17 protein-coding genes, 1 tRNA gene and 2 pseudogenes are annotated in these 24,900 nt (G+C 64.1%); 10 read left to right on the forward strand and 10 right to left on the reverse strand.

Translation table 11 applies throughout. From position 1 onward, the window contains the following. From MLE27_RS07660 to MLE27_RS07680, 5 genes and pseudogenes are all read right to left on the reverse strand, one after another. Positions 1 to 193, reverse strand: a pseudogene (locus MLE27_RS07660) (transposase); the annotation flags it as partial. A 37-nt stretch (positions 194 to 230) separates the two neighbouring features. Beyond that, positions 231 to 782 (reverse strand): annotated as a pseudogene (locus MLE27_RS07665) (tyrosine-type recombinase/integrase); the annotation flags it as partial. Between the two features lie 12 nt (positions 783 to 794). Continuing rightward, positions 795 to 1,391 (reverse strand): hypothetical protein, encoded by a 597-nt coding sequence (locus MLE27_RS07670; protein ID WP_243311479.1) that lies wholly within the window; start codon positions 1,389 to 1,391, stop codon positions 795 to 797. A 107-nt stretch (positions 1,392 to 1,498) separates the two neighbouring features. Beyond that, a tRNA-Arg gene (locus MLE27_RS07675) sits at positions 1,499 to 1,575 on the reverse strand. Between the two features lie 37 nt (positions 1,576 to 1,612). Next, positions 1,613 to 3,100 (reverse strand): GGDEF domain-containing protein, encoded by a 1,488-nt coding sequence (locus MLE27_RS07680; protein WP_243311480.1) that lies wholly within the window; start codon positions 3,098 to 3,100, stop codon positions 1,613 to 1,615. Positions 3,101 to 3,228: 128 nt separating this feature from the next. Here MLE27_RS07680 and MLE27_RS07685 point away from each other — a divergent pair, with 128 nt between their 5' ends. Both MLE27_RS07685 and MLE27_RS18130 read left to right on the forward strand, forming a co-directional pair. Next, positions 3,229 to 4,872, forward strand: a complete 1,644-nt coding sequence (locus MLE27_RS07685) for a glycosyltransferase family 4 protein (RefSeq protein WP_243311481.1) — start codon at positions 3,229 to 3,231, stop codon at positions 4,870 to 4,872. Beyond that, a complete protein-coding gene (locus MLE27_RS18130) occupies positions 4,865 to 6,007 on the forward strand; it encodes a glycosyltransferase (RefSeq protein WP_243311482.1) in 1,143 nt (380 codons plus the stop codon). Before MLE27_RS07685 ends, MLE27_RS18130 begins: the two co-directional genes overlap by 8 nt. 72 nt (positions 6,008 to 6,079) lie before the next feature. On the opposite strand, the gene MLE27_RS07695 is transcribed toward MLE27_RS18130, so the two are convergent. Next, the gene (locus MLE27_RS07695) at positions 6,080 to 6,313 is read right to left on the reverse strand and encodes an amphi-Trp domain-containing protein (protein WP_243311483.1); all 234 of its coding nucleotides are present in this window, start codon (positions 6,311 to 6,313) and stop codon (positions 6,080 to 6,082) included. A 633-nt stretch (positions 6,314 to 6,946) separates the two neighbouring features. On the opposite strand from MLE27_RS07695, the gene MLE27_RS07700 reads away from it, so the two are divergent. Next, positions 6,947 to 7,498 (forward strand): hypothetical protein, encoded by a 552-nt coding sequence (locus MLE27_RS07700; RefSeq protein ID WP_243311484.1) that lies wholly within the window; start codon positions 6,947 to 6,949, stop codon positions 7,496 to 7,498. Between the two features lie 19 nt (positions 7,499 to 7,517). Then, positions 7,518 to 8,093, forward strand: a complete 576-nt coding sequence (locus MLE27_RS07705; RefSeq protein WP_243311485.1) for a rhodanese-like domain-containing protein — start codon at positions 7,518 to 7,520, stop codon at positions 8,091 to 8,093. Positions 8,094 to 8,174: 81 nt separating this feature from the next. On the opposite strand, the gene MLE27_RS07710 is transcribed toward MLE27_RS07705, so the two are convergent. Then, complete coding sequence (locus MLE27_RS07710; RefSeq protein ID WP_243311486.1) at positions 8,175 to 8,561, reverse strand: RidA family protein; 387 nt, start codon at positions 8,559 to 8,561, stop codon at positions 8,175 to 8,177. A 141-nt stretch (positions 8,562 to 8,702) separates the two neighbouring features. On the opposite strand from MLE27_RS07710, the gene serB reads away from it, so the two are divergent. From serB to MLE27_RS07725, 3 genes are all read left to right on the forward strand, one after another. Beyond that, complete coding sequence (gene serB, locus MLE27_RS07715) at positions 8,703 to 9,914, forward strand: phosphoserine phosphatase SerB (RefSeq protein WP_243311487.1); 1,212 nt, start codon at positions 8,703 to 8,705, stop codon at positions 9,912 to 9,914. A 341-nt stretch (positions 9,915 to 10,255) separates the two neighbouring features. After that, positions 10,256 to 10,708: a cytochrome c family protein gene (locus MLE27_RS07720; protein ID WP_243311488.1), complete on the forward strand. Its 453-nt coding sequence runs from the start codon at positions 10,256 to 10,258 to the stop codon at positions 10,706 to 10,708. 121 nt (positions 10,709 to 10,829) lie between these two features. Next, on the forward strand, positions 10,830 to 12,845 hold the full coding sequence (locus MLE27_RS07725; RefSeq protein ID WP_243311489.1) for a methyl-accepting chemotaxis protein: 2,016 nt from the start codon (positions 10,830 to 10,832) through the stop codon (positions 12,843 to 12,845). Positions 12,846 to 13,095: 250 nt separating this feature from the next. On the opposite strand, the gene MLE27_RS07730 is transcribed toward MLE27_RS07725, so the two are convergent. From MLE27_RS07730 to MLE27_RS07740, 3 genes are all read right to left on the reverse strand, one after another. Beyond that, a complete protein-coding gene (locus MLE27_RS07730) occupies positions 13,096 to 13,359 on the reverse strand; it encodes a hypothetical protein (RefSeq protein ID WP_243311490.1) in 264 nt (87 codons plus the stop codon). Between the two features lie 174 nt (positions 13,360 to 13,533). Beyond that, a complete protein-coding gene (locus MLE27_RS07735) occupies positions 13,534 to 15,588 on the reverse strand; it encodes a methyl-accepting chemotaxis protein (RefSeq protein WP_243311491.1) in 2,055 nt (684 codons plus the stop codon). A gap of 390 nt (positions 15,589 to 15,978) precedes the next feature. Then, entirely contained in the window at positions 15,979 to 19,200 is a 3,222-nt protein-coding gene (locus MLE27_RS07740) for a DEAD/DEAH box helicase (protein WP_243311492.1), read from the reverse strand. A 251-nt stretch (positions 19,201 to 19,451) separates the two neighbouring features. Here MLE27_RS07740 and MLE27_RS07745 point away from each other — a divergent pair, with 251 nt between their 5' ends. From MLE27_RS07745 to MLE27_RS07755, 3 genes are read left to right on the forward strand one after another with little or no spacing between them, the layout of a single operon-like run. Then, positions 19,452 to 20,954, forward strand: coding sequence for a peptide-binding protein (locus tag MLE27_RS07745; protein WP_341482514.1), 1,503 nt, complete (start codon positions 19,452 to 19,454; stop codon positions 20,952 to 20,954). Next, complete coding sequence (locus tag MLE27_RS07750; protein ID WP_243311493.1) at positions 20,951 to 23,131, forward strand: RelA/SpoT family protein; 2,181 nt, start codon at positions 20,951 to 20,953, stop codon at positions 23,129 to 23,131. Before MLE27_RS07745 ends, MLE27_RS07750 begins: the two co-directional genes overlap by 4 nt. A gap of 47 nt (positions 23,132 to 23,178) precedes the next feature. Further along, positions 23,179 to 24,894 (forward strand): bifunctional sulfate adenylyltransferase/adenylylsulfate kinase, encoded by a 1,716-nt coding sequence (locus tag MLE27_RS07755; RefSeq protein ID WP_243311494.1) that lies wholly within the window; start codon positions 23,179 to 23,181, stop codon positions 24,892 to 24,894. Positions 24,895 to 24,900: the final 6 nt, after the last annotated feature.

Genomic DNA, 24,900 nt, shown 5'->3' on the forward strand with positions numbered 1-24,900 from the left:
GGCCGGGCGGAATCGATGGGCGGCCCTTGTCGGAATAGAAGGGGTTGCACAGCTTCTCGGCGAAGACGTCGAAGCCGGACTTACGTAGGATCAGCTGGAGACGGTCGTAAAAGGCGTGTCCGCGTGACCTGGGAATTTCATCCCAGGCCAAATACATCTTCCCTTGCTGGTCGCCCTGACGGTCAAGACCCATCGCTTCACCTCCGCCCGCTCGATGGCCGGATTCTCGGTCACTTGGCAGTGTTTTTCAACACGCAGCTAAGCATGTCTAGGATCACAGACTGTTTTGCGGCCACATCCTCCGGTATGAGGTGAGCGTAACGCTGGGTCATCTCAATCCGCCTGTGGCGCATGAGCGTCTGAAGCTCGTAGAGGGTCACTTTCCCGCTCTGTGCGTGCCAGCTTGCGAAGCTGTGGCGCAGGGTGTGAAAAATGGCCCTCATTGTTTCGGGGGTGTCCTCTTTGTTGAGTCCAAAGGCCGTGCAGACGCGCTGGAAGGTGTCGGAGAGGGTGACGATCCGCTTCCCGTTCCGAGCCCTGAAGAGTAGGGCGCTGGGCCCGGTGACGTAGTTCTGGAGCATCCCGAACAGGGAGCCGTCAGGATCATGGACGCGAACCAGTTCCCGCCTGCCGCCCTTGCCCGTCAGGTGGATGACGCCATGCTCTGGCTGGAGGTCTGCCCCTGTCAGGCTGAACAGCTCTGTGGCCCTCAGCCCTGTCCGCAGGGAGAGCAAGGCCATGTCATGAAGTTGTTGAGAATGTCGCTCAAGTTCCTCAAGTAACGCCTGAGCTTCCTAGGGGCTGAAGAACCTGACGCGCTCGTTGTTGAGCTTGCCGACGCTAGTTCCGCGCTTCTCGTTAAACTCAAAGGGGTTCATGTCCCGCCAACGATTCTTGACCTCCAGGGCGTGCGTCACAACGCGACGAGCCAGGGCAAGAATGTGCTTCACCGACTGAGGAGAGAGGGCCTTGAGCTTGTCGGTCTTGAACGTGGCGACGTCGCTGGGGTCGATGTGAATGAGCTTGCGGCCACCAAACGGGGCTGCGAGGTGCAGGCGGTAACGGTTCTCTTCAGGGACGATGTGCTTACCCTGCAGTTTAGCCCAGGTCCGGTAGAGTTCCCAGCAGTCATCAAGGGTGGGAGAACCCGCCTTGAGCGACGGCACTTCCCCATTAGCAATGCTTGCTTTTCGCTGGGTCAGGATTTCGAAGGCCTTCCGGGCAGTCATTCCGGTGCTGGACCGGCCCACCTTCTCTGTGACGGTTTTGCCGTTCACGAAGTAGATGATCTCCCAGGCCCGATCCGGTTTCTTGCCATGAAAAGTGGCAAGCTCCCGAAAGTAGACGCCCCTGTAGCGGTCCCCGGCCTTCTCCCTCTGCGTGGTTCCCATGCTCGGGGTCATATCCAAGGCATTGCTACTAGGCAATGCCGCTTGCTTATGTCTTGCTTTTCAAAGAAGAAGGGGTCTAGGTGTGCAACCTAAACCCCTGTAATCTTTGGCGGGCAGTACAGGATTCGAACCTGTGGCCTTTGGCTCCGGAGGCCAACGCTCTATCCATCTGAGCTAACTGCCCGAAGAGCAGATTCAACTATGCCCAGCCTGTGTGAAAGTCAACCTTGGCGTACCAGGCCGACCACCTTTTTCTGGTCCTGCACGTTGGAGACGCAGACCATGTTGCGCCCGTTGGACTTGGCCAGGTAGAGCGCCTCGTCCGCCCTGCGGATCAGCTCTTCCTTGCGTGAGAGCGCGCCCGGCGTGAGCGTGGCCACGCCGATGGAGCAGGTCACCTGGAACTGCTTGTCCGCGTACTGGAAATTCTTGTGCTCGATCTTGCGGCGCAGGCGCTCGGCCAGCACCCAGGCCTGGTCCTCGTTGGTCTGCGGCATGATGACCACGAACTCCTCACCGCCGTAGCGGGCAGCGAAGTCCGTCTCCCGGCAGGATTCCTCCAGGATGGCCCCGATGTCCTTGAGCACCAAGTCGCCCGCCTGGTGCCCCAGGGTGTCGTTGATGGACTTGAAGTGGTCCAGGTCGAACAGCAGCAGGCTCAGGCTTTGCCGATAGCGCTGGTGGCGCTTGAGCTCGTCGGCGATCTTGTCGTCAAAGGATTGACGATTATGGATGAGGGTGAGCCCGTCGTGGTCCGCCTTGGTCTTGACCTCGCGAAACAGCATGGCGTTGCGCAGGGCCAACGCCAGGTGGTTGGCGGCGGCCGTGAGCGAGGTTACGTGGTCCTTGCCGAGGCGCAGATCCTTGTCCTTGCTGATGGCCAGGCAGCCGAAGGCGCTTCCCGCGACCTTGAGGGGCAGCAGCACCGTGGTCTGCGGGGAGGGCAGGGTGAGGCAGTCCTCCGGCAGGGCCTGGTTCAGATTCTCCACCGTGAAGCCGTCCACCGGGCCTCCGGCCAGTTTGACGGAGCTTGCCAGCAGGTAGTCGATCCAGGTCTGTCTGCTTTGCTGGTCATGGCAGGGGGCCAGGAACAGCTCGCCAACCAGCCTGCCGTCGTCGCCGGGCTGCCAGAACGCGCCCTGCAGGCCGTGCACGGGGAAGAGCAGGCTCAGGTCCTCCCTGGCGTTGGCCAGGATGATGCTCGGTTCGAGCGACTGGGAGGCCCTGGTGAGCACGGTGTTCAGAAAGATGATCTGGTCCGTCTTGCGGGCCAGGAGCTCGCGCTCGAGCATGATCTCGCGGGTCATGCTGAAGATGTCGTCGTAGAGGCCGCGCACTTCCTTGGCCCTGAACACCGCGTCGCGGATCTTGTTGGTCGAGACGGGCGGGGTGAGCGCGGTGAGGAAGCCGAGCTCCAGGATCTCCTCCACGTCCGGGCCTTCGTGGGGGCCGTCGAGAATGAGCACGCGCTGGGTGAGCTCCCAGTCGCGCAGGTGCCTGCGGGAGGAGGGCGGCAGGGCGTTCCACACGGACAGAGGCACCCAGACCGTCAGGGGGCTGGTCTTGTCCATGTCGCGCCTGGAGGGCAGCGCGTTCACGGGCCAGTTGCGCATCTGATAGCCGGGGCCGAGCGCCTGCTCCAGTTCCTTCATGAATTCGTCGCTCAGGCCCAGGCCCCAGATGAGCTCGGTACGGTTGCCGCGTCGCATGTCGATCCTCCGGTTGGTGCGTGGCTCCATTTCGCCGGACATCATGCAACATGCGGGCCAGCGCTGAAAAATTCACCGTTTCCGGGCGAAGGCTGGCATGTCGGCACGCCTTGTGCTTCATAGGAGGCATGGGAATAAAGCGCATATGGGCCAGCCTGGACCCCTTCTTCGAGCAGGGGCCCGTCATGGGCAGGACACAGGCCAACGCGGGCTTTCTCGACGGGCTGCTGCGCCTGGACCCTTACGACGCCTACCGCTTCTATCTTCCCTCGAAGGCGGCCTGCGAGGCCCTGAAAACGGAGCTCGCGCGGCGGCATCCCTCTCTCCTGGAACGGGGCGGGGTGGAGGTGGCCACCCGCCGGAGCCTGCCCGCCGCCCTGGCCGCCGACGACCATCACGCATTCCATCTCTCGGACTGCATCGTGATGCCGGGCTTTTTGGCCGCGCTGCGCAACGCCCGCTCCGGGCAAATTTTTCCCATCACATCGGTCACGCATTCCCTGAGCTACGCCCGCTACGGCCAGGATTTCCTCAAGCACCTGAGCCCCTGCACCAGCCCCCGCGACGCGGTGGTGGCCACTTCCCGGGCCGGGGCCGAGGTGGTGCGCGCCTACTACCGCAGCCTGCGCGAGGGCTACGGGCTGGACCCGGATCGATTCCCCGAACCCAGGGTGGAGCACATCCCCCTCGGTGTGGACCTGCAAGGCTACGCGCCTCCAGGAGAGGAGGCCCGCCGGGCCGCGCGCGCCGAGGCGGGCTACGGCGGGGAGACGGTGTTCCTGGTTCTGGCCAGGCTGTGCCACAGCTCCAAGATGGATTTCCTGCCCATCCTGCGGGCCTTCCAGCGCGTGCTCATGGGCTGCGCGCCCCAAGAGGGCGTTCGCCTCGTGCTGGCCGGATGGACCGACGAGGAGGACTGGGGGCGGCGCGCCCTGGAGGACATGGCCCGCAACATCGGCCTGCCCCTCAGCGTGGAGGAGCGCCCCAGCCACGAGCGCAAGCTGCTGCTCTACGCGGCGGCCGACGTGTTCCTGTCGCCCTCGGACAACCTGCAGGAGACCTTCGGCCTGACCCTGCTGGAGGCCCAGGCCATGGGCCTGCCCGTCATCGCCTCCGATTTCGACGGGTACCGCGACCTGGTGCGCCACGAAGCCACCGGCCTGCTCGTGCCCGCCACCGGGCTCGGTCTCACCACCGAGGTGGATCTGCTGGCCCCCCTGAGCTTCGACAACCACACGCATCTGTTGCTGGCCCAGCGCCTGGCCGTGGACGTGCCCTCCATGGCCGAGGCCATCGCCCGCCTGGCCGGAGACGCAAACCTCAGGCGGGAGATGGGTCAGCGGGCCAGGTCCGGGATGGCCGGATACTCCTGGGAGGCCATCGCCACGCGGCACGTGGAGCTCTGGGAACGGCTCCGGGAGCTGCCCGTCCCCCGGCCGGGAGCGGCAGCGCACCCCATGTCCGTGCCTTACTCCGCCGTATTCGGGGGCTACCCGTCGCACAGCCTGGAGACGTCGCCGCCGCTGGTGCTCAGCCGCCTGGGCAACGCCGTGTACAGGGGGCAGGATTTCCCGGTGGTCTATGAAGGGCTGGAGGGCGTGCTGCCCATGGAGGCCCTGCGCCCGCTGCTGGTGCTGGCGCGCAAACCCCTGCCCGCGCTCGCGCTGTGCGAGCGGCTGCGGGCGGCGGCACCGGAGATCGATGAGGAGCAGGCCCGGGCCATGCTGCTCTGGTGCCTCAAGCACGACCTCCTGGAGCGCGGCCGTGACTGACAAGCCCGCCATTCACCACCACATGCTCCTGGAGCGTCGCGGCGGCGCGGCCGCTGTTGCCCGCTCGTTGGCTGCGGCTCAGCGCGAATCCTCCTGGGAGGTGACGCTGAGTTGCGAAGCCCGTGAGCCCGCGCCTGAAGGGGGCGATGCCCTGGGCGGCAGCCCCGATACGGTTTTGGTGGAGCCCGGGCGCGTGGCCTTCGAGGCCCCGGCCGGGGCCGTGACGCATGTGCACGCCACCACGGACTGGGCGGCCCTGCTGGAGGGCTTCCTTGCCGCCGGGCGGAAACCGCTGCTCACGGTGCACGATTGTTCGCTGTTCACAGGCGGGTGCGTTTACCCGCTGGACTGCCCCAAGCGGGAGCGGGGCTGCCCCGACCCCTGCCCCAGGGGATTCGCGGATTCCGCCAGGGTTCTGGCCGTGAAGCTCGACCTGGTGCGCAGGCTCAAGCCCATGCTGGTCTCCCCGTCGGCCTGGCTGGCGCGCCAACTGCGTCAGGTGTGGCCGGACTGCCGGGTCAGGGTGGCGCCCAACGGCGTGCGCGTCCCCCTCGAACTGGAGGACAAGCTCGCAGCGAGGGCTGCGTTCGGCATCGCCCCACAGGCCAGGACGGCCCTCTTCCTGGCCCACGGCGGCGTGCGCGCGGCCTACAAGGGCGGCGGGCGCATCGAAGACATCTTTGCCAAGCTGCGGGAGCTGGCGCCCGGCACTCTCGGCGTGGTGGCCGGAGGGGACGAGAGCCGCATGGTCGAAGGCTTGGCCGTATTTCCCTATCTCGAAGGCGAGAGGCTGCGCTCGCTCATGCGCGCGGCAGACGTGCTGGTGTACCCAACCTTGGCGGACAACCACCCGCTGGTGGTGCTGGAGTCCATGGCCCAGGGCGTGCCGGTGGCCGCATACGGGGTGGGTGGGGTACCTGAGCAGATGACGGACGGCGTGGAAGGGTTCGTGGTCCCGCCGGGTGACGAGCCCTGGCTTGCCGGAGCGTGCGCCCGGCTGCTCTGCGACCAGGGCCTGGCCAGGGGAATGGGCCGGGAGGCCCGCGCCAGGGCGCTGCGCCACTTCACGGTGGAGCGCATGGCCCTGGATTACTGGCGCATCACCGAAAAAATGGCGGCGGAAGCCCTCCGATAAGGACAACCGCCGCACCAAACCGGGTGAAGTCCACCCGGAATCAGTTTTACAGGCGGCAAAGCGCCCGCGCGGTCAGGACTGGGCGGACCAGGCGATCTCGACCTTCAGCGACCCCTTGCAGCCGCCTTCCTTGGACTTGAGCTTGCCCTTGCATTCCACTTTGACTTCGTTGCCCACCGCGATGCATCCGCCCTCGGCGGGAAACCCGCCCTGGGCCAGGGAATCGGCCATTTGGCGCAGCAGCACCGCGGCGTCGTAACGAAGCATTTTATCCTCGATGTTCAAGAAAACGGTCTTTTCAGACATGGTGTCCTCCTGTGTGGCTAATTTCAAATTTCTAGACCATCCTGCCACAGCTTGCATGACATTTGGAAGAAATTAGCGCCGGGAGCGTCGCAAGATTCCTGGCCCCGGCCCAAGGGCGAGTCCTTCACTGCCTGCTTGCCCGAGAACGCCGGAGTTCTGACACCCGAAAGGGGTCATTCGCTGTCTGCCATCCAGGAACTGTTCCGGTAGGCTATTTTTTCCCGCCTGGGCCGGAGACGGCCTCGCGGTGCCTCGCTGGGAAGCCTCAGACCACCCTTTGTGCGGGCGTGGGCGGAATTTTTTTCATCTTCCCGCTTCAGCTGACCGTATTAGCAATTACTAATAATTCTTGATTGCTAGGTGGCCTGATAAAGCCGGAGGGGCCTCGTGGCTGCCGAGCGGGCCGGCGCCTGGCGTCAGATTTCCGAGCGCAAGCGCACGGCATTTGCAGGACCACCGCAAGCGCTCCCCGGCGGGACCGTTCCACCCTCCCCAGGCCGTCTCAGATGCCTGCGGAGCTGATAGCTCCGCAAGCAGCCCCATCCCTCGCAGCCTCATCCCGCCGGAACGGCGGACTTCGGCCGCATGGCCGTCTCGTCCGCCCGTATGGAAAATCCACAACGAGGGGTAGTTATGATTTCCAAGTGCACGCTGCTGCTGGTCGCCGCCGCCCTGGCCGTCGCCGGGCCGGGTTGCGTCAGGGACACCGCCATGAACGGCAGGTTCGCAAGCGCCAAAGCCGGAACCCCGTCCGAGTCTGAGATCAGCCTGACCCACAAGCCCGGGCAGTCCAGGAACCCGGCACAATTGGGCAGAACCTATGCAGAGCTTGAGGAGGACCTCCAGACCGGCATGTTCGCCGGAATCCTGCGCTTTGTGCGCAGGGCTGGCGGGTCCAGGCGTAGCCAGCAGGCCCCGGAGGATACGGCGCGGACCGACGCGGCTGGTTCGGGCCTGATGGAGGCATCCTCTGGGATGGGCCGTGCGGTGCGTCCCGCGAGTTACGAGCCGGGCTCAGGAGGGAATCAGGCGCGGGGCCTCCTCTTCAATGATGCGGACAGGGCGGGTTCGGGCCAGATCCCGGGCCAAATACCGGGCCGTGCGGCGCGAAATTATACCCCCGTGGATCCATTGGACATGAACTCGGGAACCGTGCAAAAAGAATTCGTCGCCCTCAACCAATAAGCATCAGCAAGGGAGAAATATGCGCAAGTTTGCTTCAGTTCTCGTCGCCGTGTTCCTGCTGTCCGGGCTTTGCGCCGCCACCGCCTCCGCCCAGGGCGCGGCCCCGGCGGACACCCGGAAGCACACCACCCTCGGCAAGTACTGCAACGCCATGGAAGCCTACATCATGTACCGTGGCAAGCCCAAGGAAGTGGCCATCCTGGATGTGCGCACCCCCGAGGAGTACGATTTCGTGGGTCACGCCGAGATGGCCGCGAACGTCCCCGTGAAGCTCTGCACCACCAAGTTCGACGCCGAGAAGAAGCACTACGGCATGGCCGACAACCCGGATTTCGTGGCCCAGGTCTCCAAGCGCTACGGCAAGGACGCCACCATCCTGGTGATGTGCCGCAGCGGTCAGCGCGCGGCCGTGGCCGTCAACCTGCTGGCCCAGGCCGGTTTCACCAATGTGTACAACGTAGTGGACGGTTTCGAGGGCGACGCCGTGAACGACCCCGAGAGCGTCTTCAACGGCAAGCGCATGCGCAACGGCTGGAAGAACTACGGCCTGCCCTGGACCAACGCGCTCAACCCCGAGCTGGTCTGGTCAAAGTAGGGAAGGCATTCCCCGGTGAGGCAAGGGCCGCCGCTCCCAGGGGAGCGGCGGCCCTTTTCGTTGCCAACCGCGGCGGGCTTTTCAGCCCTTGCGGGCGATCACCTCGATCTCCACGAGCACGTCTTTGGGCAGCCTGGCCACCTCCACGCCGGAGCGGGCGGGGAAGGGCGGTTTGAAGTAGCTGGCGTAGACCTCGTTAACGGCCTGGAAGTCCTCCATGTTCTTGAAGAACACCGTGGCCTTGACCACCGCGTCCAGGCCCAGTCCGGCCGCCTCCAGCACGGCGCAGATGTTGTCGAGCACCTGGCGGGCCTGGTCAGCGGCTCCGCCGACCACGATCTGGCCGGTGGCGGGGTCTATGGGTATCTGGCCGGAACAGAACAGCAGGTCGCCAGCCCAGACGGCCTGGGAGTAAGGGCCGATGGCGGCGGGGGCCTTGTCCGTGCTGACGCTTCGCTTCTCGCTCATGGCGGTCAACCTCCGTTTTTCTTCTTTTTGTAGCCCATTGCCGTGCCGAGGCCAAGCGCCCGGGCCGCCGCGTCACCCGGCGCATTTACGCCACGCCTGTTTTATGAAAAAAGAGCGCCTCGAACGCACAAGGAATCCCTCATGAAAGACATCCTCCTGGTACACATATTCGGCGCGGACAGGACGGGCATCGTCTCCAGCTTCTCCAACCTCCTGGCGGAGTACGGGGCGGACATCCTGGACGTGGGCCAGGCCGTCATCCACGACGACCTCTCCCTGGGCATGCTCATCCGCATCCCGGAGGACGCCCAGTCCGCCGCCGTGGTCAAGGATCTGCTCTACGCCGCCCACGAGATGGGCATCAGCTGCAAGTTCACCCCCGTGAGCGCGGAGGATTACAGCTCCTGGGTGGATTCCGCGGGCAAGCCGCGCTGGATCGTCTCCCTGCTGGGGCGCACCATCAGCGCGGAGCAGGTGGCGGCCGTGACCAGCGTGATCTCCCAGAACGGGCTGAACATCCAGTCCATCAACCGGCTCACCGGCCGCCCAACCCTCACGGAGACTGACCCGCAGCGCCCGGCCTGCATCGAGTTCTCGGTGCGCGGCGAGCCCGTGGACGTTGCGGCCATGCGCAAGGCCTTCCTGGCCATCGCGGCCCGCCTGGGTGTGGACATCGCCCTGCAGGAGGACAACGCCTTCCGCCGCAACCGGCGCCTGGTGGCCTTCGACATGGATTCCACGCTGATCCGCGTGGAGGTGATCGACGAGTTGGCCAAGGCCTGGGGCGTGGGCGAGCAGGTGGCGGCCATCACCGAGTCGGCCATGCGCGGCGAGTTGGACTTCAAGCAGAGCCTGCGCAGGCGGCTCAGCCTGCTCAAGGGCATGCCCGCCACCATGCTGGAGTCCGTCGCGGCGGGGATTCCCCTCAACGACGGGGCCGAGAAGCTGGTGAAGAACCTCAAGCGCTTCGGCTACAAGACCGCGATCATCTCCGGCGGGTTCACCTATTTCGGCGAGCTGCTGCAATCGCGCCTTGGAATCGACTACGTCCACGCCAACAAGCTGGAGATAGCGGACGGCCTGCTCACGGGCAACGTGGAGGGCGAAATCGTGGACGCCCAGCGCAAGGCGGCCTGCCTGCGCGAGATCGCGTCCAAGGAGAACATCTCCCTGCTGCAGACCATCGCCGTGGGCGACGGCGCCAACGACCTGCCCATGCTCAACCTGGCGGGCCTGGGCATCGCCTTCAGGGCCAAGCCCGTGGTCAAGGAGGGGGCGGGGCACGCCATCAGCACCCTGGGGCTCGATGCGGTGCTCTATCTGCTCGGCTTCCGCGACAGGGATATGGCCTGAGGCAAAAGAAGTCTGACTGTTCGTTCGCCGTGGGCCGGAGCTAGCTGGAAGCTCCGGCCCTATTGTTTTGCCATGCCTGGTTTCCCTCTGTTGTTTTTTACATTTATGTCTTGCTAATTTTTTCACAAGATGGCATAGGGCCGTCACCAATTTGATTCGACTCTGGTCGTGCTAGTGTATCTGCGCGGCTTCGTCGAAAATAACGCATATGCTCCTATGCGTTTACTGTATATTACAACAACAACCCAGTTTTTTGTCTGCTCTCTGTCTGTGTGACTGCATTTCGAATTGATTGTTTGCAGAGTGGAAATTAGCATACACTTTACATTGTCGAGGTGTATATGAATCGACTGGTTGTTGTTGTTTGGATCGTCTCTATATTCCTCGCGCCATCCTTCGCCTGTGCCCAGGCTGTCTATGTCGGCAGCAAGGCCTGTGGCGAATGTCATTCCGCCCAGTTCGATAGCTTCTCGAAGTATTCCAAGAAGGCCCATTCCTGGAATTCCATCGCCGTCATGATTCCCAAGCTCACGCAGGCCGAAATCGAAGGCTGTTATGAATGCCACACCACGGGCTACAAGAAGCCTGGCGGCTTCGTGAGCAAGGACAAGACCCCCGAACTTTCCGACGTGGGCTGCGAAACCTGCCACGGCCCCGGCTCCGCACATGCCGCCAGCAGCGACCCCAAGCTGATAAAACCCAAGCCTCGCCTTTCCGATTGCGTCGTCTGCCACAACTCGCAGCGCGTGTCGGACTTCAAGTTCAAGCCTCTCGTGGCGTCTGGGGCGCACTAGCTTTCCGGCCTCTCTGCGCGATGGATTTTCTCCATGCGCAGGGCGGTTCCGGGGCGCTTGTTCCACATCCAGCTCGTGGGCCGGCTCAGGCATCTGGGCAATGATCCCATGTGGAGTCCGTATGTTCCTCGCCAAATCGATTAACGCAAAGATCGCGATCCTCGTCGCTTCCATTTCCCTGGCCGTTTTCGGCGTCATCATCGTTTTCAACGCGGCCTCCCAGAAGAGCATGCTGCGACATTCCATCGAGTCCGCCTCCGAGGAGCTGGCCGATCTCGTCTACATGGATATCGCCAAGCCCATGGTAGTGGGCGACAACGCCTCCACAGCCGGGGAGTTCTCCGAAATACGGGAGAAATTCCCCCGGATAACGGCCTACATGACCAACTTCAAAGGCAACGTGACGTACGCCACCGACAATTCGGCGGTCCGCAAGGACATCGCCACCGTGCTCTCGGACTCGGCGCTGCTTACCGAGGTCAAGCGCGCCCTCGCGGCCCCGGTCAAAACCTCCATCATGGCGGAGGAGGGCGGCAAGCGCAGCAGCGCGCGGATCATCAGCATCCCCAACGCCGAACGCTGCCACCACTGCCATGGCTCGAGCCAGCCCATCCTGGGCCAGATCGTGCTGCTCAACGACGTCTCCGCCGAGTGGCGGGAAGCCGACTCCCACATCATGACCACCGCCCTGGTGGGCCTGGGCGGCCTGGTGCTGCTGGTGGGCACGTGCATATACGCCATCAGGCGGCTGCTGGTCTCCAAGGTGACCTCCATCGCGCACGGCTGTTCGCGCGTGGTGGATGGCGACTTCTCCGTGAACTTCGCGGTCACCGGGCAGGACGAACTGGCCACCCTGGCCCAGAGCCTGGGCATGATGGTGGCGGACCTCAAGAACAAGCTCGGCTTCTCGGGCGGCGTGCTCAAAGCCATCCCGACCCCGTGCGTGCTGGTGGGGCCTGACCACAAGGTTCTGTGGCTCAACACCCTGATCTGCGACCTGCTGGAAAAGGACGGCACCCCCGAGACCTACATCGGCCAGCGGCCCGGCGTCTTCTTCTGGAACGACGAGACCCGCTTCACCATAGCCGACCAGGCCATCGAGGAGCGCCGGGAGTTCCGTGGCAAGCGCGAGCGGGTCTGCCCGTCCGGCAAGGTGGTCCACGCCAACGTGGTGACCACCCCGTTCTTCGACATGGATGGCGAGATCCTCGGCTCCATCATGTTCTGGGAGGACATCACGGAGCTGCACGTGCAGCAGGAGCGCATCAAGCAGCAGCACGAGACCCTGGCCCACGCCGCCCAGCGCGCCGACCAGATCGCCATGGGTCTGGCCTCGTCCGCGCGGCTGCTCTCCGAACAGATCGAGGAGGCCAGCGCCGGTTCCGGCATGCAGCGCGAGCGCATCCAGGAGACGGCCACCGCCGTGGAGGAGATGAACGCCTCCATCCTGGAGGTGGCGCGCAATTCCGGCGACGCCTCGGGCAGCGCGGACAGCGCCCGGCAGAAGGCCGAACAGGGCCAGGCCATCGCCAGAAGCTCCATCGAGTCGATCATGGGGGTTCGGGAGCAGGCCGAAGCCATCAGGCACAGCCTGCATGCCCTGGGGGATCAGGTGGCCAGCGTGGGCAGCGTGATGAACATCATCAACGACATCGCCGACCAGACCAATTTGCTGGCCTTGAATGCCGCCATCGAGGCGGCCCGCGCGGGGGACGCCGGGCGCGGCTTCGCCGTGGTGGCGGACGAGGTGCGCAAGCTGGCGGAAAAGACCATGCACGCCACCGGCGAGGTCAACGCCGCCATCGTGGGCATCCAGAACGCCACCAGAGCGAACATCGACATGATGGAGGCGGCAGGCCGCGAGATCGAAACCGGGGCGGACATGGTGAACAAGGCGGGCGATGCCCTGGCGAGCATCGTGGCCGTTTCCGTGAGCACCGCCGACATGATCCGCTCCATCGCCACGGCTGCGGAGCAGCAATCGTCCGCATCGGAGGAGATCACCCGCTCCGTGGACGACGTGAACCGCATCGCCGACGAAAACAGCTCCATCATGCGGGAGTTGGCCAGGGCCACGGAGGACGTGGCGGAACTGGCCAGATCCATCGAATCCGTGATCCGCGAGATGCAGGGCTGACCCGGCCCCCGGGCCATCCAGCGGCGAACCGCGTTCAAGGGGCCGCCCGCCAGCTTGGGCGGGCGGCTCTTGCGTTTTGAGACGCAAAACCAGCCCTGGATGGCATGCTTGCTCCCCTTTGGGCGTTCGCGGGGGCGTGCCCGCCACCGTGCCCTAATCGAGAGGGGGGGCGTCTCACTCCGTTCCAAATTGGTAAGGGGTTGCCGGACGGATGATGGCCGAGCTGCTGCCCGGAGGGCTTCGGCGGAGGTTAGAGCAGCTCCTTCAAGGCCTCCCGGACGCGCATTTCGAGCCTGTCATAGTAATGGGCGCCGTACAGCGCCTCGTCGCGGCAGGCGGCCTCATCGCTCAGTCTGCTCGAAAGCAGGCCGTAGACCTCCCAGATGTCACGGGCCATGGACAGGAACACCTCCGGAGAACGGACCGCCGGATGCTCCTGCTGGCCCAGCAATTCGAGCAACTGGGCGACAGGCGCGAGTTTGCTCAGATACGATATGTCCCTGTACGTGATCATGTCCAACCTTGCCGTATGCGCATTGCTCAGGCCGCAATGCCCTATGCGGCGGTAGTAATATTAAATACTATATTCGTCAAGGGTATAAATATAACATTGCATGTCGTGGCCGGGTGAAATGGAAAAGGCCCGGTTGCCCGGGCCTTTGCTGTGCATCGGCGCGATTGTGGAAGCCTACATCCCCAGGGCCGCCGTGGCGCCGCCCCCGCGCATGCCCGCGATGACCCGCTGCAACTTGCCGGCCTGGTTGGCCAGGTCGGCCACGGCGTCGGCCGAGTGAGCCATGGTCTGGGCGGTCTCCTCGGAGATGCGGTTGATGTCCGCCACGGAGGAGTTGATCTCGCCGCTGGCGGCGGACTGCTGCTCGGCGGCCGTGGCGATGTTGTGGACTTCGAGCGACGTGGTGTCGGCCAGGTTCACGATCTCCTCGAGGGACTCGCCCGATGTCTCCGCCAGCCTGGTCACCTTGTCGATGAACTGGGCGGTTGCGTCCACGTTGGCCATGTTCTCCTTGGCTTCGTTCTGGATGCCCGAAATGGAGGACTCCACCTCGTGGGTGGCGGCCATGGTCTTCTCGGCCAGTTTGCGCACTTCGTCGGCCACAACGGCGAAGCCGCGCCCGGCGTCTCCCGCGCGGGCCGCCTCGATGGCGGCGTTCAGCGCCAGCAGGTTGGTCTGGTCCGCTATGTCGGTGATCACGTTCAGGATGCGCCCGATGCTCAGGGCGCGATCCTCCAGCGAGGCCATGCGGTCCTTGAGGGAAAGGGCCTGCGAGCGAACCTGCTCCATGGAGGCGATGACCTCCTTGACCACGCTCATACCCTCCTGGGCCTTGGTCCTGGCCGAGTCGGAGCGTTGGGCCGCGGCCTGGGCGTTGCGGGCCACCTCGGTGACGGTGGCGTTCATCTCCTCCATGGCGGTGGCCGTCTCCGCGGCGCGGCCTCGCTGCATGTCCGCTCCGCGGGAGGCCTGCTCCACCTGGGCGGAGAGCTCCTCGCTGGCGGAGGAGACGGCCTCGGCCACCAACTCCGCGTCGGAGGCGGTCTTGAGGAGCTGCTCCTGCTGGCTGGCGATCAGTTCTTCCTGCTCTTTGATGGCGGTGAGATCCATCCATACGGAGATGGTGCCCAGGATGTTGCCCTGTTCGTCGGAGAAGGGCGCCGAGGAGATGCGGGCGTGCCGCTTGGAACCCTTGTGGGTGGTGAAATCCATTTCCGTGGTCAGGGTGCGGCCTTCGCGCAGGGCTTTCGTGGAGAGCGTCTCGCGCTTGGAGTCGCCCCAGATGAAGCCGCCGGACGTCTGCCCGGTGTAATCCTCGGGCTTGCCCCCGCGTTCGATCAGGTCCACCATGAGCTGGTTGGTGAAGAGGGTGGTGTCTTCCTTGGAGAAAACGGAGCAGGGCACGGTGAAGCCCTTGAGCACGCCGGTGGCGAAGGACATCTCCTCCTTGATCTTGCAGAGCATGTCCAGAATGGACTTCTGGAGCTTGCCGAGCTCGTCCTCGCTGTCCACCTCCACGCAGGCGGCGAGGTTGCCCGCGGCGACGCTCTCGGCGAGGTGCTGGGTGGCCCTCAGCCGCCGAGTGATGCGCCGGGGCAGCAGCAGGGCCGCGCCCAGGCCCAGGATGACGACCGCGATGGAGAGGACGAGCACCTTGAACTCGCCCTTTTCGGCGTCCGACACCACCTTGGAGCTATTCTGCAGCCCGTGGGTCTGGGTAAGCTCAGTGAGCTTGTCCAGGCTGTCCATAGCCTCGTTAAAGCGCTTGGAGGAGTCGCCGGACATCAGCACTGAGGCCTCCTCCCGCTTGCCGGAGGTGGCGAGCTGCACCACCTTCTCGCTCACGGGCAGGAATTCCTTCCACTTGGCGGAGAACTGGCGCAGCAGATCAGTGCAGTCCTTGGTGAGGGCCAGCTTGACAAGCTTGGCCTCGGCGGCTTCCAGGGTCTGCTTGGCCTTGGCGATCCTGCCCATTGCCTTGGAGCGCTCAGCCTCGGTGTCGGATAGAATGTAGCGGAACTCGGCGCGCCTGAAGTCGTTGGCGGCTCTGCTCATGTCGGCGCTGACCGCCATTGCCGGGGACCACACGGCCGCCACTTCGGCGGAATCGTTGCTGATTCCGGAAAGAACGTAATGGTTGCTGACGACGATGACGAGCGTGAGGGCCACCAGACTGAGAAAGCCCGATACGAGTTTGATGAAAATGCTCACGTCGCGGAATAGATTCATAGCCCCCCCATTCTCATAGCCCAATAGATTAGAAGCAGCCCCCCCAGGCCGTGTGCTTCTCCTATCCATGGGAGTTGACGAAAACAAGTGAAATAATTCACTGGCAATGCGCCATATATCTGATTTTCTTAAATAGGTGAAGCACAACTGGTGCGAGGCTGTTTTCGCTGTGCAGAAGAAGATCACTCAGGATGAACACAACGTTACACGGATGTGTCAAATACAGCCTAGAATGCATCCAGGCCGCTTGGCGATACTGTGCCGGTGGACAGTGCGTATCGTTGTGGGATTGTGTACCGGGTAATGAAAAACCGGCCGGATTACTCCGGCCGGTTTCCAGTTCGAAATTGAACCCGGCGAGTCTGTTTTCAAGACAATGCGCTCGGCGGGCTACACCTCGAAGAGCATCTCCAGGTCGTTGCGGGTCAGGCTCTTCCAGGCGTCCTGCCCGGGGATGATGGCCTCGGCCACGCCTTTCTTCATCTCCTGAAGCTTCAATATCTTCTCTTCCACCGTATTGGAGCAGATGAGCTTGTAGGCGAACACCTGCCGCTTCTGGCCGATGCGGTGGGTCCGGTCGGTGGCCTGATTCTCCACGGCGGGGTTCCACCAGGGGTCGTAGTGGATCACGTAGTCCGCGCTGGTCAGGTTCAGGCCGGTGCCGCCCGCCTTCAGGGAGATCAGGAAGATGGGGATTTCCGGCGTGTTGTTGAAGCGGTCCACCTGCTCGAAGCGGTCCTTGCTGGAGCCGTCCAGGTAGGCGAAGGGGGTCTGGTTGATCTGCAGCCAACTGCGGATGATGTGCAGCATCTGCACGAACTGTGAGAACACCAGCACCTTGTGGCCTTCCTCCACGATGTCGGTGACGAGGTCCTTGAAGGTGTCGAACTTGCCGGAGGGCAGGTTGGTGTTCACGCCGGGCATGTCCAGCTTGAGGAGCCTGGGGTGGCAGCAGATCTGGCGCAGCTTGAGCAGGGCGTCCAGGATCGACATCTGGGACTTGGCCATGCCCTTTTCGTCCACGTCCTTGAGCACCTGGTCGCGCAGCTTCTTGGCCAGGGCGGAGTAGAGCTCGGCCTGCTCCTCGATGAGGGCGCAGTACTGGACGTTCTCCACCTTGGGCGGCAGGTCCTTGGCCACCTCGGACTTGGTCCTGCGCAGGATGAAGGGCTTCACGCGCCCGCGCAGGTAGTCCAGGGTTTCCTCGTCGCCATCCTTGATGGGCTTGACGATGCCGCGCTGGAAGGAGTTCTGGCTGCCCAGGAAGCCCGGCATCAGGAATTCGAAGAGGCTCCAGAGCTCGAAGAGGTTGTTCTCAATGGGCGTGCCCGAGAGGCACAGGCGCATCTTGCCGTTGAGGCGTCGCACCGAACGTGCGGTGATGGTGTTGGGATTCTTGATGTTCTGGGCTTCGTCCAGAATGATGGCGTTGAACTCGAAGTTGAGCAGCTCGTCCAGGTCGCGGCGGAGCAGGGCGTAGGTGGTTATCACCAGGTCCGACTCGGCGATCTTCTTGAACATGCCCTCGCGCTTGGCCCCGTACACGATGAGCCGCTTGAGCTGCGGCACGAACTTCTCCGCCTCGCGGTCCCAGTTGGGGAGCACCGAGGTGGGCACCACGATGAGGTTGGGAGCCTGGTGCCCGCGGGTGGCCATGTGCAGGACGAAGGTGAGAGTCTGCACGGTCTTGCCCAGGCCCATCTCGTCCGCCAGGATGCCGCCGAACCCGTAGTCCCGCAGGAAGTTGAGGTAGGAGAGGCCCTGGACCTGGTAGGGGCGCAGCTGGGCGTTGAGGCCCTTGGGCACGGTAACCGGCGTGATCTCCTGGAAGCTGTGGATCTTCTCGCGCAGGGAGTTCCAGAAGGAGTCCGTGTGGGCTTCGGGCAGATCCTCCAAGATCTTGTCCAGCACCGGGGCCTCGAACTGCTTGAAGCGCGTCTGGGGCGGCTTGTCCGGGTCGTAGCCCAGGGCCCTCAGCTTGTGGCCGATGCGCTTGAGCCAGCTTTCGGGCAGGCTGGTGTAGGAGCCGTCCTTGAGCTGGACGTAGCGCTTGCCCTGGGTCCAGGCCTTCCAGATCTTGTCGATGGGCACGCGCTGGTCGTCGTATTGGACGGCCAGCTCCAGGTCGAACCACTTCTCCTTCTCGTCGGACTCCACCTCGGCCACGATGACCGGCTGGGAGAGGCGCACCTTGTAGCGGGTCAGGTTCTTCTCGCCGAAGACGCGGTATTTTTCGATGAGCTTGGGGTAGGCGTCCAGCAGGAAGACGATGGCCTCTTCGGGCTCCAGGAACCAGTTGGCGTTGTTGCGCGGCTGGAAGTTCATCTCCTGCAGTTGCGAGATCAGGGCCGCCTCGGCGTCCTGGTCGCGGGCCATGAGGTAGCTCTTGCCCTCGAAGGTGTAGGAGCCGGTCTGCAGTTCGGGGTTTGGGCCTTCCTGGTAGATTTCGCCGTGCTCGGTCTCGTAGATGTTCTGCACCTGCATGGTGAGCAGGCTGCCTTCCTCGTCCAGGAACAGCTTGGGGCTGTAGTTGGCGGGCAGGAAGCTGGGCTGCATGCGCTCCAGGAATTCCTTCTGGCCGTGCAGGTCGGAGGCGGGGAACTTGGTCCAGACCCGGTCGAGGAATTCGGAGACGTCCGCGTTGGGGATGACGGGCTGGTTCTCAACCATGTCGCGGATGAACTGCGGGGGCAGGCCGGTCTGCACCGGGTAGAACCCCTTGTTCCAGCAGACCCACAGGGGCAGCTGCCCGTAGAAGAGCGCCTCCTGGCCCTGGATGGCGAAGGGCGCCTTGCCTGGGCGCGCCAGGTAGATGTCGAAGTGCAGGCCCTGCTCCTCGTCGAGGATGGGCCGCAGTTGCAGGCGCATGGTGGAGGACTCGATGCGCACGGGCTGGTCCGTGTCCTGCCAATAAAGATAGTATTCCTTGCCCACGGCCCACAGGAACCAGGAGATCAGGCCGGGGGGGATGTCCACCCGGTGGCCCCGGTAGTCGAGGTAGTGGCCGATCTGCTCCGCCACCAGGGGCAGGCTGGGGGCTGTTTCGCACCAATCCGGGTTCTGGATGATCTGTTCCAGGGTGATCTCGGTGTGCACCTGGGACAGGCCGGACTTGTTCTGGCGGCCCCGGAAGAACGCCACCTGCAGGCGGCCCAGCTCGGGGTAGAAGCGGTATATGATGTAGTGCTTGCCCGGTTCGGGCTCGAAGGCCGTCGCGAAGAAGCCGCGGAAGCTCTGCCGCCATTCGGTCTTGGGCTTGGCGTCGCCCGCGGCGACCTGTTGTTTGCTGCTTTCGAGGGACTTTATGTATTTGAGCGCAGTGGCGCCCACGTGGCGGCAGACGCCCGAGAAGGAGTCGGGACAATTGCAGAAGAATGTGACAGTCTCGTCTTCGAGGTTGAGGCCGAGTTCGGAAGTGTAGACTTGGAAGTCTTCCCCCTGGACTTGTCCCTCCACATCCCAGTATTGCTCTCTTTTCTTGACGTCGATTTTTTGGACGCCGTCCTGCGCGACGATTGAATGCGAACCGTCGATGATATATTCGGGAATCGTCTCCCGGACAAACTCCTGGAGGAGCCGCTTGGCTTTGCTCTCCTCGCTGGTAAGGGCCATGTCGCGCGTTACTCCGTTTCAGACCATTGCGTGATTGATCTCAACCCAAGTGCCATTGCCTAACACGATACTCTATGGATTTTTTTTCGCAAATCAAGCATTTCTCCCTCACGGGTGGGTTTTTGGGCCCACGGGGGCGCATCCGCGCGCTGATATTGGCCTTTGTCGCCTCACTGGCGGCCCCGGCATGGGCCCAGCAGGGGATATCAGGGCAGGAAAGCGAGGTTCCGACCCCCGGGGGACGCATCGTGATGGCCACCATCGGCGAACCAACCAACCTGATTCCGCCCCTGGCGACGGACTCGTCCTCCCACGCGGTCTCCTCGCTGCTCTACGTTTCGCCGCTGCGCTACGACAAGAACATCCACATAGAGCCCTACGCCGCGGAATCCTTCGAGGTGCTCGACGGGGGCAGGCATTTCCGCTTCAAGCTGCGCGAGAACATCCGCTGGACCGACGGCCAGCCCCTGACCGCCGAGGACGTGGAGTTCACCTACAAGCTCATGGTGGACCCCAACACCCCTACGGCCTACGCAGGGGACTTCCTGGCCATCAAGGAGTTCAGGCTCACCGGGCGCTACACCTTCGAGGTCTTCTACGAGAAGCCCTTCGCCAGGGCCGTCTCCACCTGGGCCTCGGACATCCTGCCCAAGCACCTGCTGGCCGGCGAGGATCTCTCCAACACCAAGTTCGCGCGCAACCCCGTGGGGGCCGGGCCGTACATCCTCAAACAGTGGGTGGAGAACCAGCGCGTGGTGCTGGAGGCCAACCCCGACTATTTCGAGGGGCCGCCCTATATCAAGGAAGTGGTCTACCGCTCCGTGCCTGACCAGACCACCCAGTTCCTGGAGCTCAAGGCCGGCAACCTGGACACCATCGACCTCACCCCGCCCCAGTACCTGTTCCAGACGGGCGGCCCCAAGTGGGAGGCGGGCTGGCGCAAGTACCGCTACCTGGCCTCTGCCTACACCTACCTGGGCTACAACCTCGCCCACCCCTTGTTCCGCGACAAGGCGGTGCGCCAGGCCCTGGCCCACGCCATCGACAAGCGCGAGATCATCAAGGGCGCGCTCATGGGCCTGGGCGAGCCCACCATCGGTCACTTCAAGCCCGACTCCTGGGCCTATGACCACGACATCAAGGACTACCCCTACGATCCCGGCCAGGCGCTCATGATGCTGGCCCAACTGGGCTGGAAGCGCGAGAGCCCCACAGGGCCGCTGATGAAGGATGGCCGCCCCTTCGCCTTCGCCATCTTCACCAACCAGGGCAACGAGCAGCGCATCAAGGCAAGCGCCATCATCCAGAACCAACTGGCGCGCATCGGCATCCAGGTGAAGGTGCGTACCATCGAGTGGGCCACCTTCATCAAGGAGTTCGTGGACCAGCGCCGCTTCGAGGCGGTGCTTCTGGGCTGGTCCATCCCGCAGGACCCGGACGCCTTCGACGTCTGGCACTCCTCCAAGACGGCCAAGCCCGGGCTCAACTTCGTGGGCTATTCCAACCCGGAGGCCGACTCCCTGCTGGAGGAAGGCCGCAACATGATCGACCCGGCCCTGCGCAAGCCCGTGTACGACCGCTTCCAGGAGATCCTCCACGAGGATCAACCCTACTGCTTCCTGTACACTCCCTACGCGCTGCCCATCATCTCCGCGCGGGTGCACGGCGTGGAGCCCGCCCCGGCGGGCATTACCTGGAACTTCATCCGCTGGTGGATACCCACCGCACAACAAGGCGTGGCATACTCGCAATGATCCGCATCAACGAAATCATGGACAAGGTCGCGCCGTACATGTCCCAGGCCGACCAGGACCTCATCACCAAGGCCTACGTGTATTCGGCCACGGCACACGCCGGTCAGGTGCGTCTCTCCGGCGAACCCTATCTCTCGCACCCCCTGGAGGTGGCCAACATCCTGGCGGAGATGCGCCTGGACGCCCCCAGCGTGGCCGCGGGACTGCTCCACGACACCGTGGAGGACACGATAGCCACCATCGACGAGATCGAGGAGCAGTTCGGCGAGGAAGTGGCCGACATCGTTGACGGTGTCACCAAGATCAGCCTGATGACCTTCGAGAGCAAGGAGGAGGCCCAGGCCGAGAACATCCGCAAGATGGTCCTGGCCATGGCCGAAGACATCCGGGTCATCCTGGTCAAGCTGGCGGACAGGCTGCACAACATGCGCACCCTGGACTTCCAGAAGCTCATGAAGCAGCAGCTCATCAGCCAGGAGACCATGGACATCTACGCCCCGCTGGCCAACAGGCTGGGCCTGCACAGGCTTAAAGTGGAACTTGAGGATCTCTCGTTCAAGTACCTCAAGCCCGACGTCTACGACCAGCTCTACCAGGGCGTCTTCCAGCACGAGGTGCTCAACGACGAGTACATCGCCAAGGTCATAGCCATCATCAACACGCTCATGGACGAGAACGCCATCAAGGCCCGCGTGCACGGCCGCAAGAAGCATCTCTGGTCCATCCACAACAAGATGAAGGCCCAGGGGCTCGACCTGGAGCAGGTGCACGACATCGTGGCCTTCCGCATCATCGTGGCCAGCCTCAAGGACTGCTACGCCGCCCTGGGCCTGGTGCACTCCCTGTGGAAGCCGGTGCACGGCCGCTTCAAGGACTACATCTCCATGCCCAAGGCCAACATGTACCAGAGCCTGCACACCACCGTGATCGGGCCGGACGGCGAGCGCATCGAGATACAGATCCGCACCGAGGAGATGAACCAGCTGGCCGAATACGGCGTGGCCGCCCACTGGGCCTACAAGGAGCGCAGCAAGGCGGGCAAGATGGCCGCCAAGGACGCCGAGCGCTTCACCTGGCTGCGCCAGATCATGGACTGGCAGCGCGAGGCCACGGACTCCAAGGAGTTCATGCACTCCCTGCGCTATGACCTCTTCCAGGAGGAGGTCTACGTTTTCACGCCCAAGGGCGAGGTCAAGGAGATGCCCGAGGGCGCCACCCCAGTGGACTTCGCCTACGCCATCCACACCGAGGTGGGCAGCCACTGCACCGGGGCCAAGGTCAACGGCAAGCTGGTCCCCCTTTCCTCCACGCTGCACAACGGCGACACCGTGGAGATCATCACCGACAAGCACCGCCACCCCAGCAAGGACTGGCTCAAGTTCGTCAAGACCGCCAAGGCCCGCACCCGCATCAAGCACTGGGTCAAGACCCAGGAGCGCTCCGAGGCCATCTCCCTGGGCAAGGAGCTTCTGGAGAAGGACGGGCGCAAGATGGGCGTGAACGTGCAGAAGGTGCTCAAGGAGAACGGCTTCGCCCCCATCTGCGCCGAATACAACTTCCCCAGCGTGGAGGAGCTGTTCGTGGCCATCGGCTACGCAAAGCTCACGCCGCGCAAGGTGTTGCGCGCCTTCCTGCCCAAACCGGACGCCACGGCCAAGCCCGAAGCCGCCGAGGAGCACGCCGCCCAGGAGGCCGCCAAGGCCAAGGGCGGGGGCGAGTCCATCAAGATCAAGGGCGTGGACAACCTGCTGGTAAGCTTCGCGGGCTGCTGCAACCCCCTGCCCGGCGATCCTGTTGTCGGCTACATCAGCCGGGGCAGGGGAGTCATCGTGCACACCCACGATTGCCCGAACCTCATGCGTCTGGAGCCGGAGCGCCTGATGCAGGTCTCCTGGGAGGGCCACGAAGAGAAGCCCTATCCGGCCAAGATCGTCATCCTGGCCCACAACAAGAAGGGCGTGCTGGCCAAGATAACCGCCATACTCACCGAACAGGGCGTGAACATCGACGCCGGCTCCTTCACCTCCATGGTGGACGGCCGCACGGAGATATCCCTGACCGTGGAGGTCAAAGACTCCTCCCACCTGTACCGCACCATCGACCAGTTGCGCAGGCTGCACGAGGTGGTGGAGGTCAAGCGCACCGTGGAGGACAGGGCCGGGAACATCCAGGATTGAGCGGAATCCCGCGTTCGTCCGCAACCAATTTCCGGAGCCGACCAGGCATGAACATCGACAGAAGGCGTAACAAGATGAACCTGCCGTGCCTCATGGCCTCGCCCGAACGGGCCAAGGAGCTCAAAACCCTATCCGTGGGCTTCCCGTCCGTCTCCCTTTCCGTCCAGGCCCTCGGCGACCTGGAAATGATCCTGAGCGGGGCCTATGCACCATTGGAGGGCTTTCTCTCCAAAGCGGATTACGAGAGCGTGCTGGACGGTATGCGCCTGGCCGACGGGCGCTTCTGGCCCATGCCCGTCTGCCTGGAGGCGGAGAGCGGGCAGGCGGCGAAATTCAAGCCCGGCGACAGCCTGGCCCTGCGCGACGGCGAAGGCTTCATGCTGGCCGTGATGCACCTCGAGGAGGCCTGGAAGCCTGACCTGGCCCGGGAGGCCCGCGCCGTCTACGGCACGGACGACCCGGCCGCGCACCCGGGCGTGCGCAGGCTTCTGGAGCGGCCGGACCTGACCTACCTCTCCGGCCGGATCGAAGGGCTGCACCTGCCCCAGCACGTTGATTTCGGCGGCCTGCGCCACCAGCCCGCCGACGTGCTGCGTTCGGCGGACGCCTCCGGCTGGGTGCGGGTGCTGGGCGTGACGCTGGACTGCGACCTTCACGGCGGCTTGCGGGAGAGCCTGATGCTCGCGGCCAGGCGCGTCGGTGGCAGCATCCTGGCGCTCTCCACCGTCAACCGCGACCTGCTGGGCTGGGACGACCACTTCACCTCGGTTCGCTGCATGAGCGCCTTCGCCGAGGCTTTCCCCCGCGACATGCTGCGCCTGACCCTCAGCCCCATGTGCGAACGCCTGGCCGGACCCAGGCAGGCCCTGCTGGAGGCCTGCGTGTTCGGCAACTTCGGCTGCACGCACATGCTGGTGCGCAACACCCACGCGGATCCGGCCCCCGCCGGTCAGACCCCGTTCTACCCCGGTGGGGAGGCGCAGCGGCTCGTCGCCCTGCACGCGGCGGAAACCGGAGTGGAATGCGTGGCGCCGGAGGAGATGGTCTATCTGGAGAGCCGCGCGCAGTTCGTGCCGGCCTCTTCGGTGCCCAGCGACGATGCGGGCGTGAGGTCCGTCGAGCCCTCGGAGTTGCGGCGCAGGCTGGAGTTCGGGCTGGAAATACCCACCTGGTGCTGCCCGCCGGGCGTCGTGCGGGAGCTGCGCCACGCCTTTCCGCCCAGGAGCGAGCAGGGCTTCACCATCTTCATCACCGGGTATTCCGGGGCGGGCAAGTCCACCCTGGCCAAGATCCTCCACGTGAAGCTCATGGAGCTGCGCCAGCGGCCCGTAACCCTGCTGGACGGCGACATCGTGCGCAAGATGCTCTCCAGCGAGCTCGGGTTCTCCCGCGAGCACCGGATGCTCAACATCCGGCGCATGGGCTACGTGGCCAGCGAGATCACCAAGAACAGGGGCGTGGCCATCTGTTCGCCCATCGCGCCCTACGCGGAAGCCCGCCGCGACGCCCGGGCCATGGTCGAAAAGTACGGTGGATTCATCGAGGTGCACCTGTGCACGCCCATCGAGGTCTGCATCCAGCGCGACCGCAAGGGCATCTACGCCAAGGCCAGGGCGGGGCTCATCAAGGGCGTCACCGGCATAGACGACCCCTACGAAACGCCCGCCGCGCCCGAACTGCGGCTGGACACCACCAGCATGAGCGCGGCGGAGACCGCACACGAGGTGCTGCTGTTCCTGGAACAGGGCGGCTACATAGGGTAGGGGGAA

The organism is Fundidesulfovibrio agrisoli, from assembly GCF_022808715.1.
Lineage (GTDB): Bacteria > Desulfobacterota > Desulfovibrionia > Desulfovibrionales > Desulfovibrionaceae > Fundidesulfovibrio > Fundidesulfovibrio agrisoli.

Excerpts from the sequence above, each read along its gene's own strand:
- MLE27_RS07670 (WP_243311479.1), bottom strand. The coding sequence starts at position 1,391 with ATGGGAACCACGCAGAGGGAGAAGGCCGGGGACCGCTACAGGGGCGTC.
- MLE27_RS07680 (WP_243311480.1), bottom strand. The coding sequence starts at position 3,100 with ATGCGACGCGGCAACCGTACCGAGCTCATCTGGGGCCTGGGCCTGAGC.
- MLE27_RS07685 (WP_243311481.1), top strand. The coding sequence starts at position 3,229 with ATGGGAATAAAGCGCATATGGGCCAGCCTGGACCCCTTCTTCGAGCAG.
- MLE27_RS07695 (WP_243311483.1), bottom strand. The coding sequence starts at position 6,313 with ATGTCTGAAAAGACCGTTTTCTTGAACATCGAGGATAAAATGCTTCGT.
- MLE27_RS07700 (WP_243311484.1), top strand. The coding sequence starts at position 6,947 with ATGATTTCCAAGTGCACGCTGCTGCTGGTCGCCGCCGCCCTGGCCGTC.
- MLE27_RS07705 (WP_243311485.1), top strand. The coding sequence starts at position 7,518 with ATGCGCAAGTTTGCTTCAGTTCTCGTCGCCGTGTTCCTGCTGTCCGGG.
- MLE27_RS07710 (WP_243311486.1), bottom strand. The coding sequence starts at position 8,561 with ATGAGCGAGAAGCGAAGCGTCAGCACGGACAAGGCCCCCGCCGCCATC.
- serB (WP_243311487.1), top strand. The coding sequence starts at position 8,703 with ATGAAAGACATCCTCCTGGTACACATATTCGGCGCGGACAGGACGGGC.
- MLE27_RS07720 (WP_243311488.1), top strand. The coding sequence starts at position 10,256 with ATGAATCGACTGGTTGTTGTTGTTTGGATCGTCTCTATATTCCTCGCG.
- MLE27_RS07725 (WP_243311489.1), top strand. The coding sequence starts at position 10,830 with ATGTTCCTCGCCAAATCGATTAACGCAAAGATCGCGATCCTCGTCGCT.
- MLE27_RS07730 (WP_243311490.1), bottom strand. The coding sequence starts at position 13,359 with ATGATCACGTACAGGGACATATCGTATCTGAGCAAACTCGCGCCTGTC.
- MLE27_RS07735 (WP_243311491.1), bottom strand. The coding sequence starts at position 15,588 with ATGAATCTATTCCGCGACGTGAGCATTTTCATCAAACTCGTATCGGGC.
- MLE27_RS07740 (WP_243311492.1), bottom strand. The coding sequence starts at position 19,200 with ATGGCCCTTACCAGCGAGGAGAGCAAAGCCAAGCGGCTCCTCCAGGAG.
- MLE27_RS07745 (WP_341482514.1), top strand. The coding sequence starts at position 19,452 with ATGGCCACCATCGGCGAACCAACCAACCTGATTCCGCCCCTGGCGACG.
- MLE27_RS07750 (WP_243311493.1), top strand. The coding sequence starts at position 20,951 with ATGATCCGCATCAACGAAATCATGGACAAGGTCGCGCCGTACATGTCC.
- MLE27_RS07755 (WP_243311494.1), top strand. The coding sequence starts at position 23,179 with ATGAACATCGACAGAAGGCGTAACAAGATGAACCTGCCGTGCCTCATG.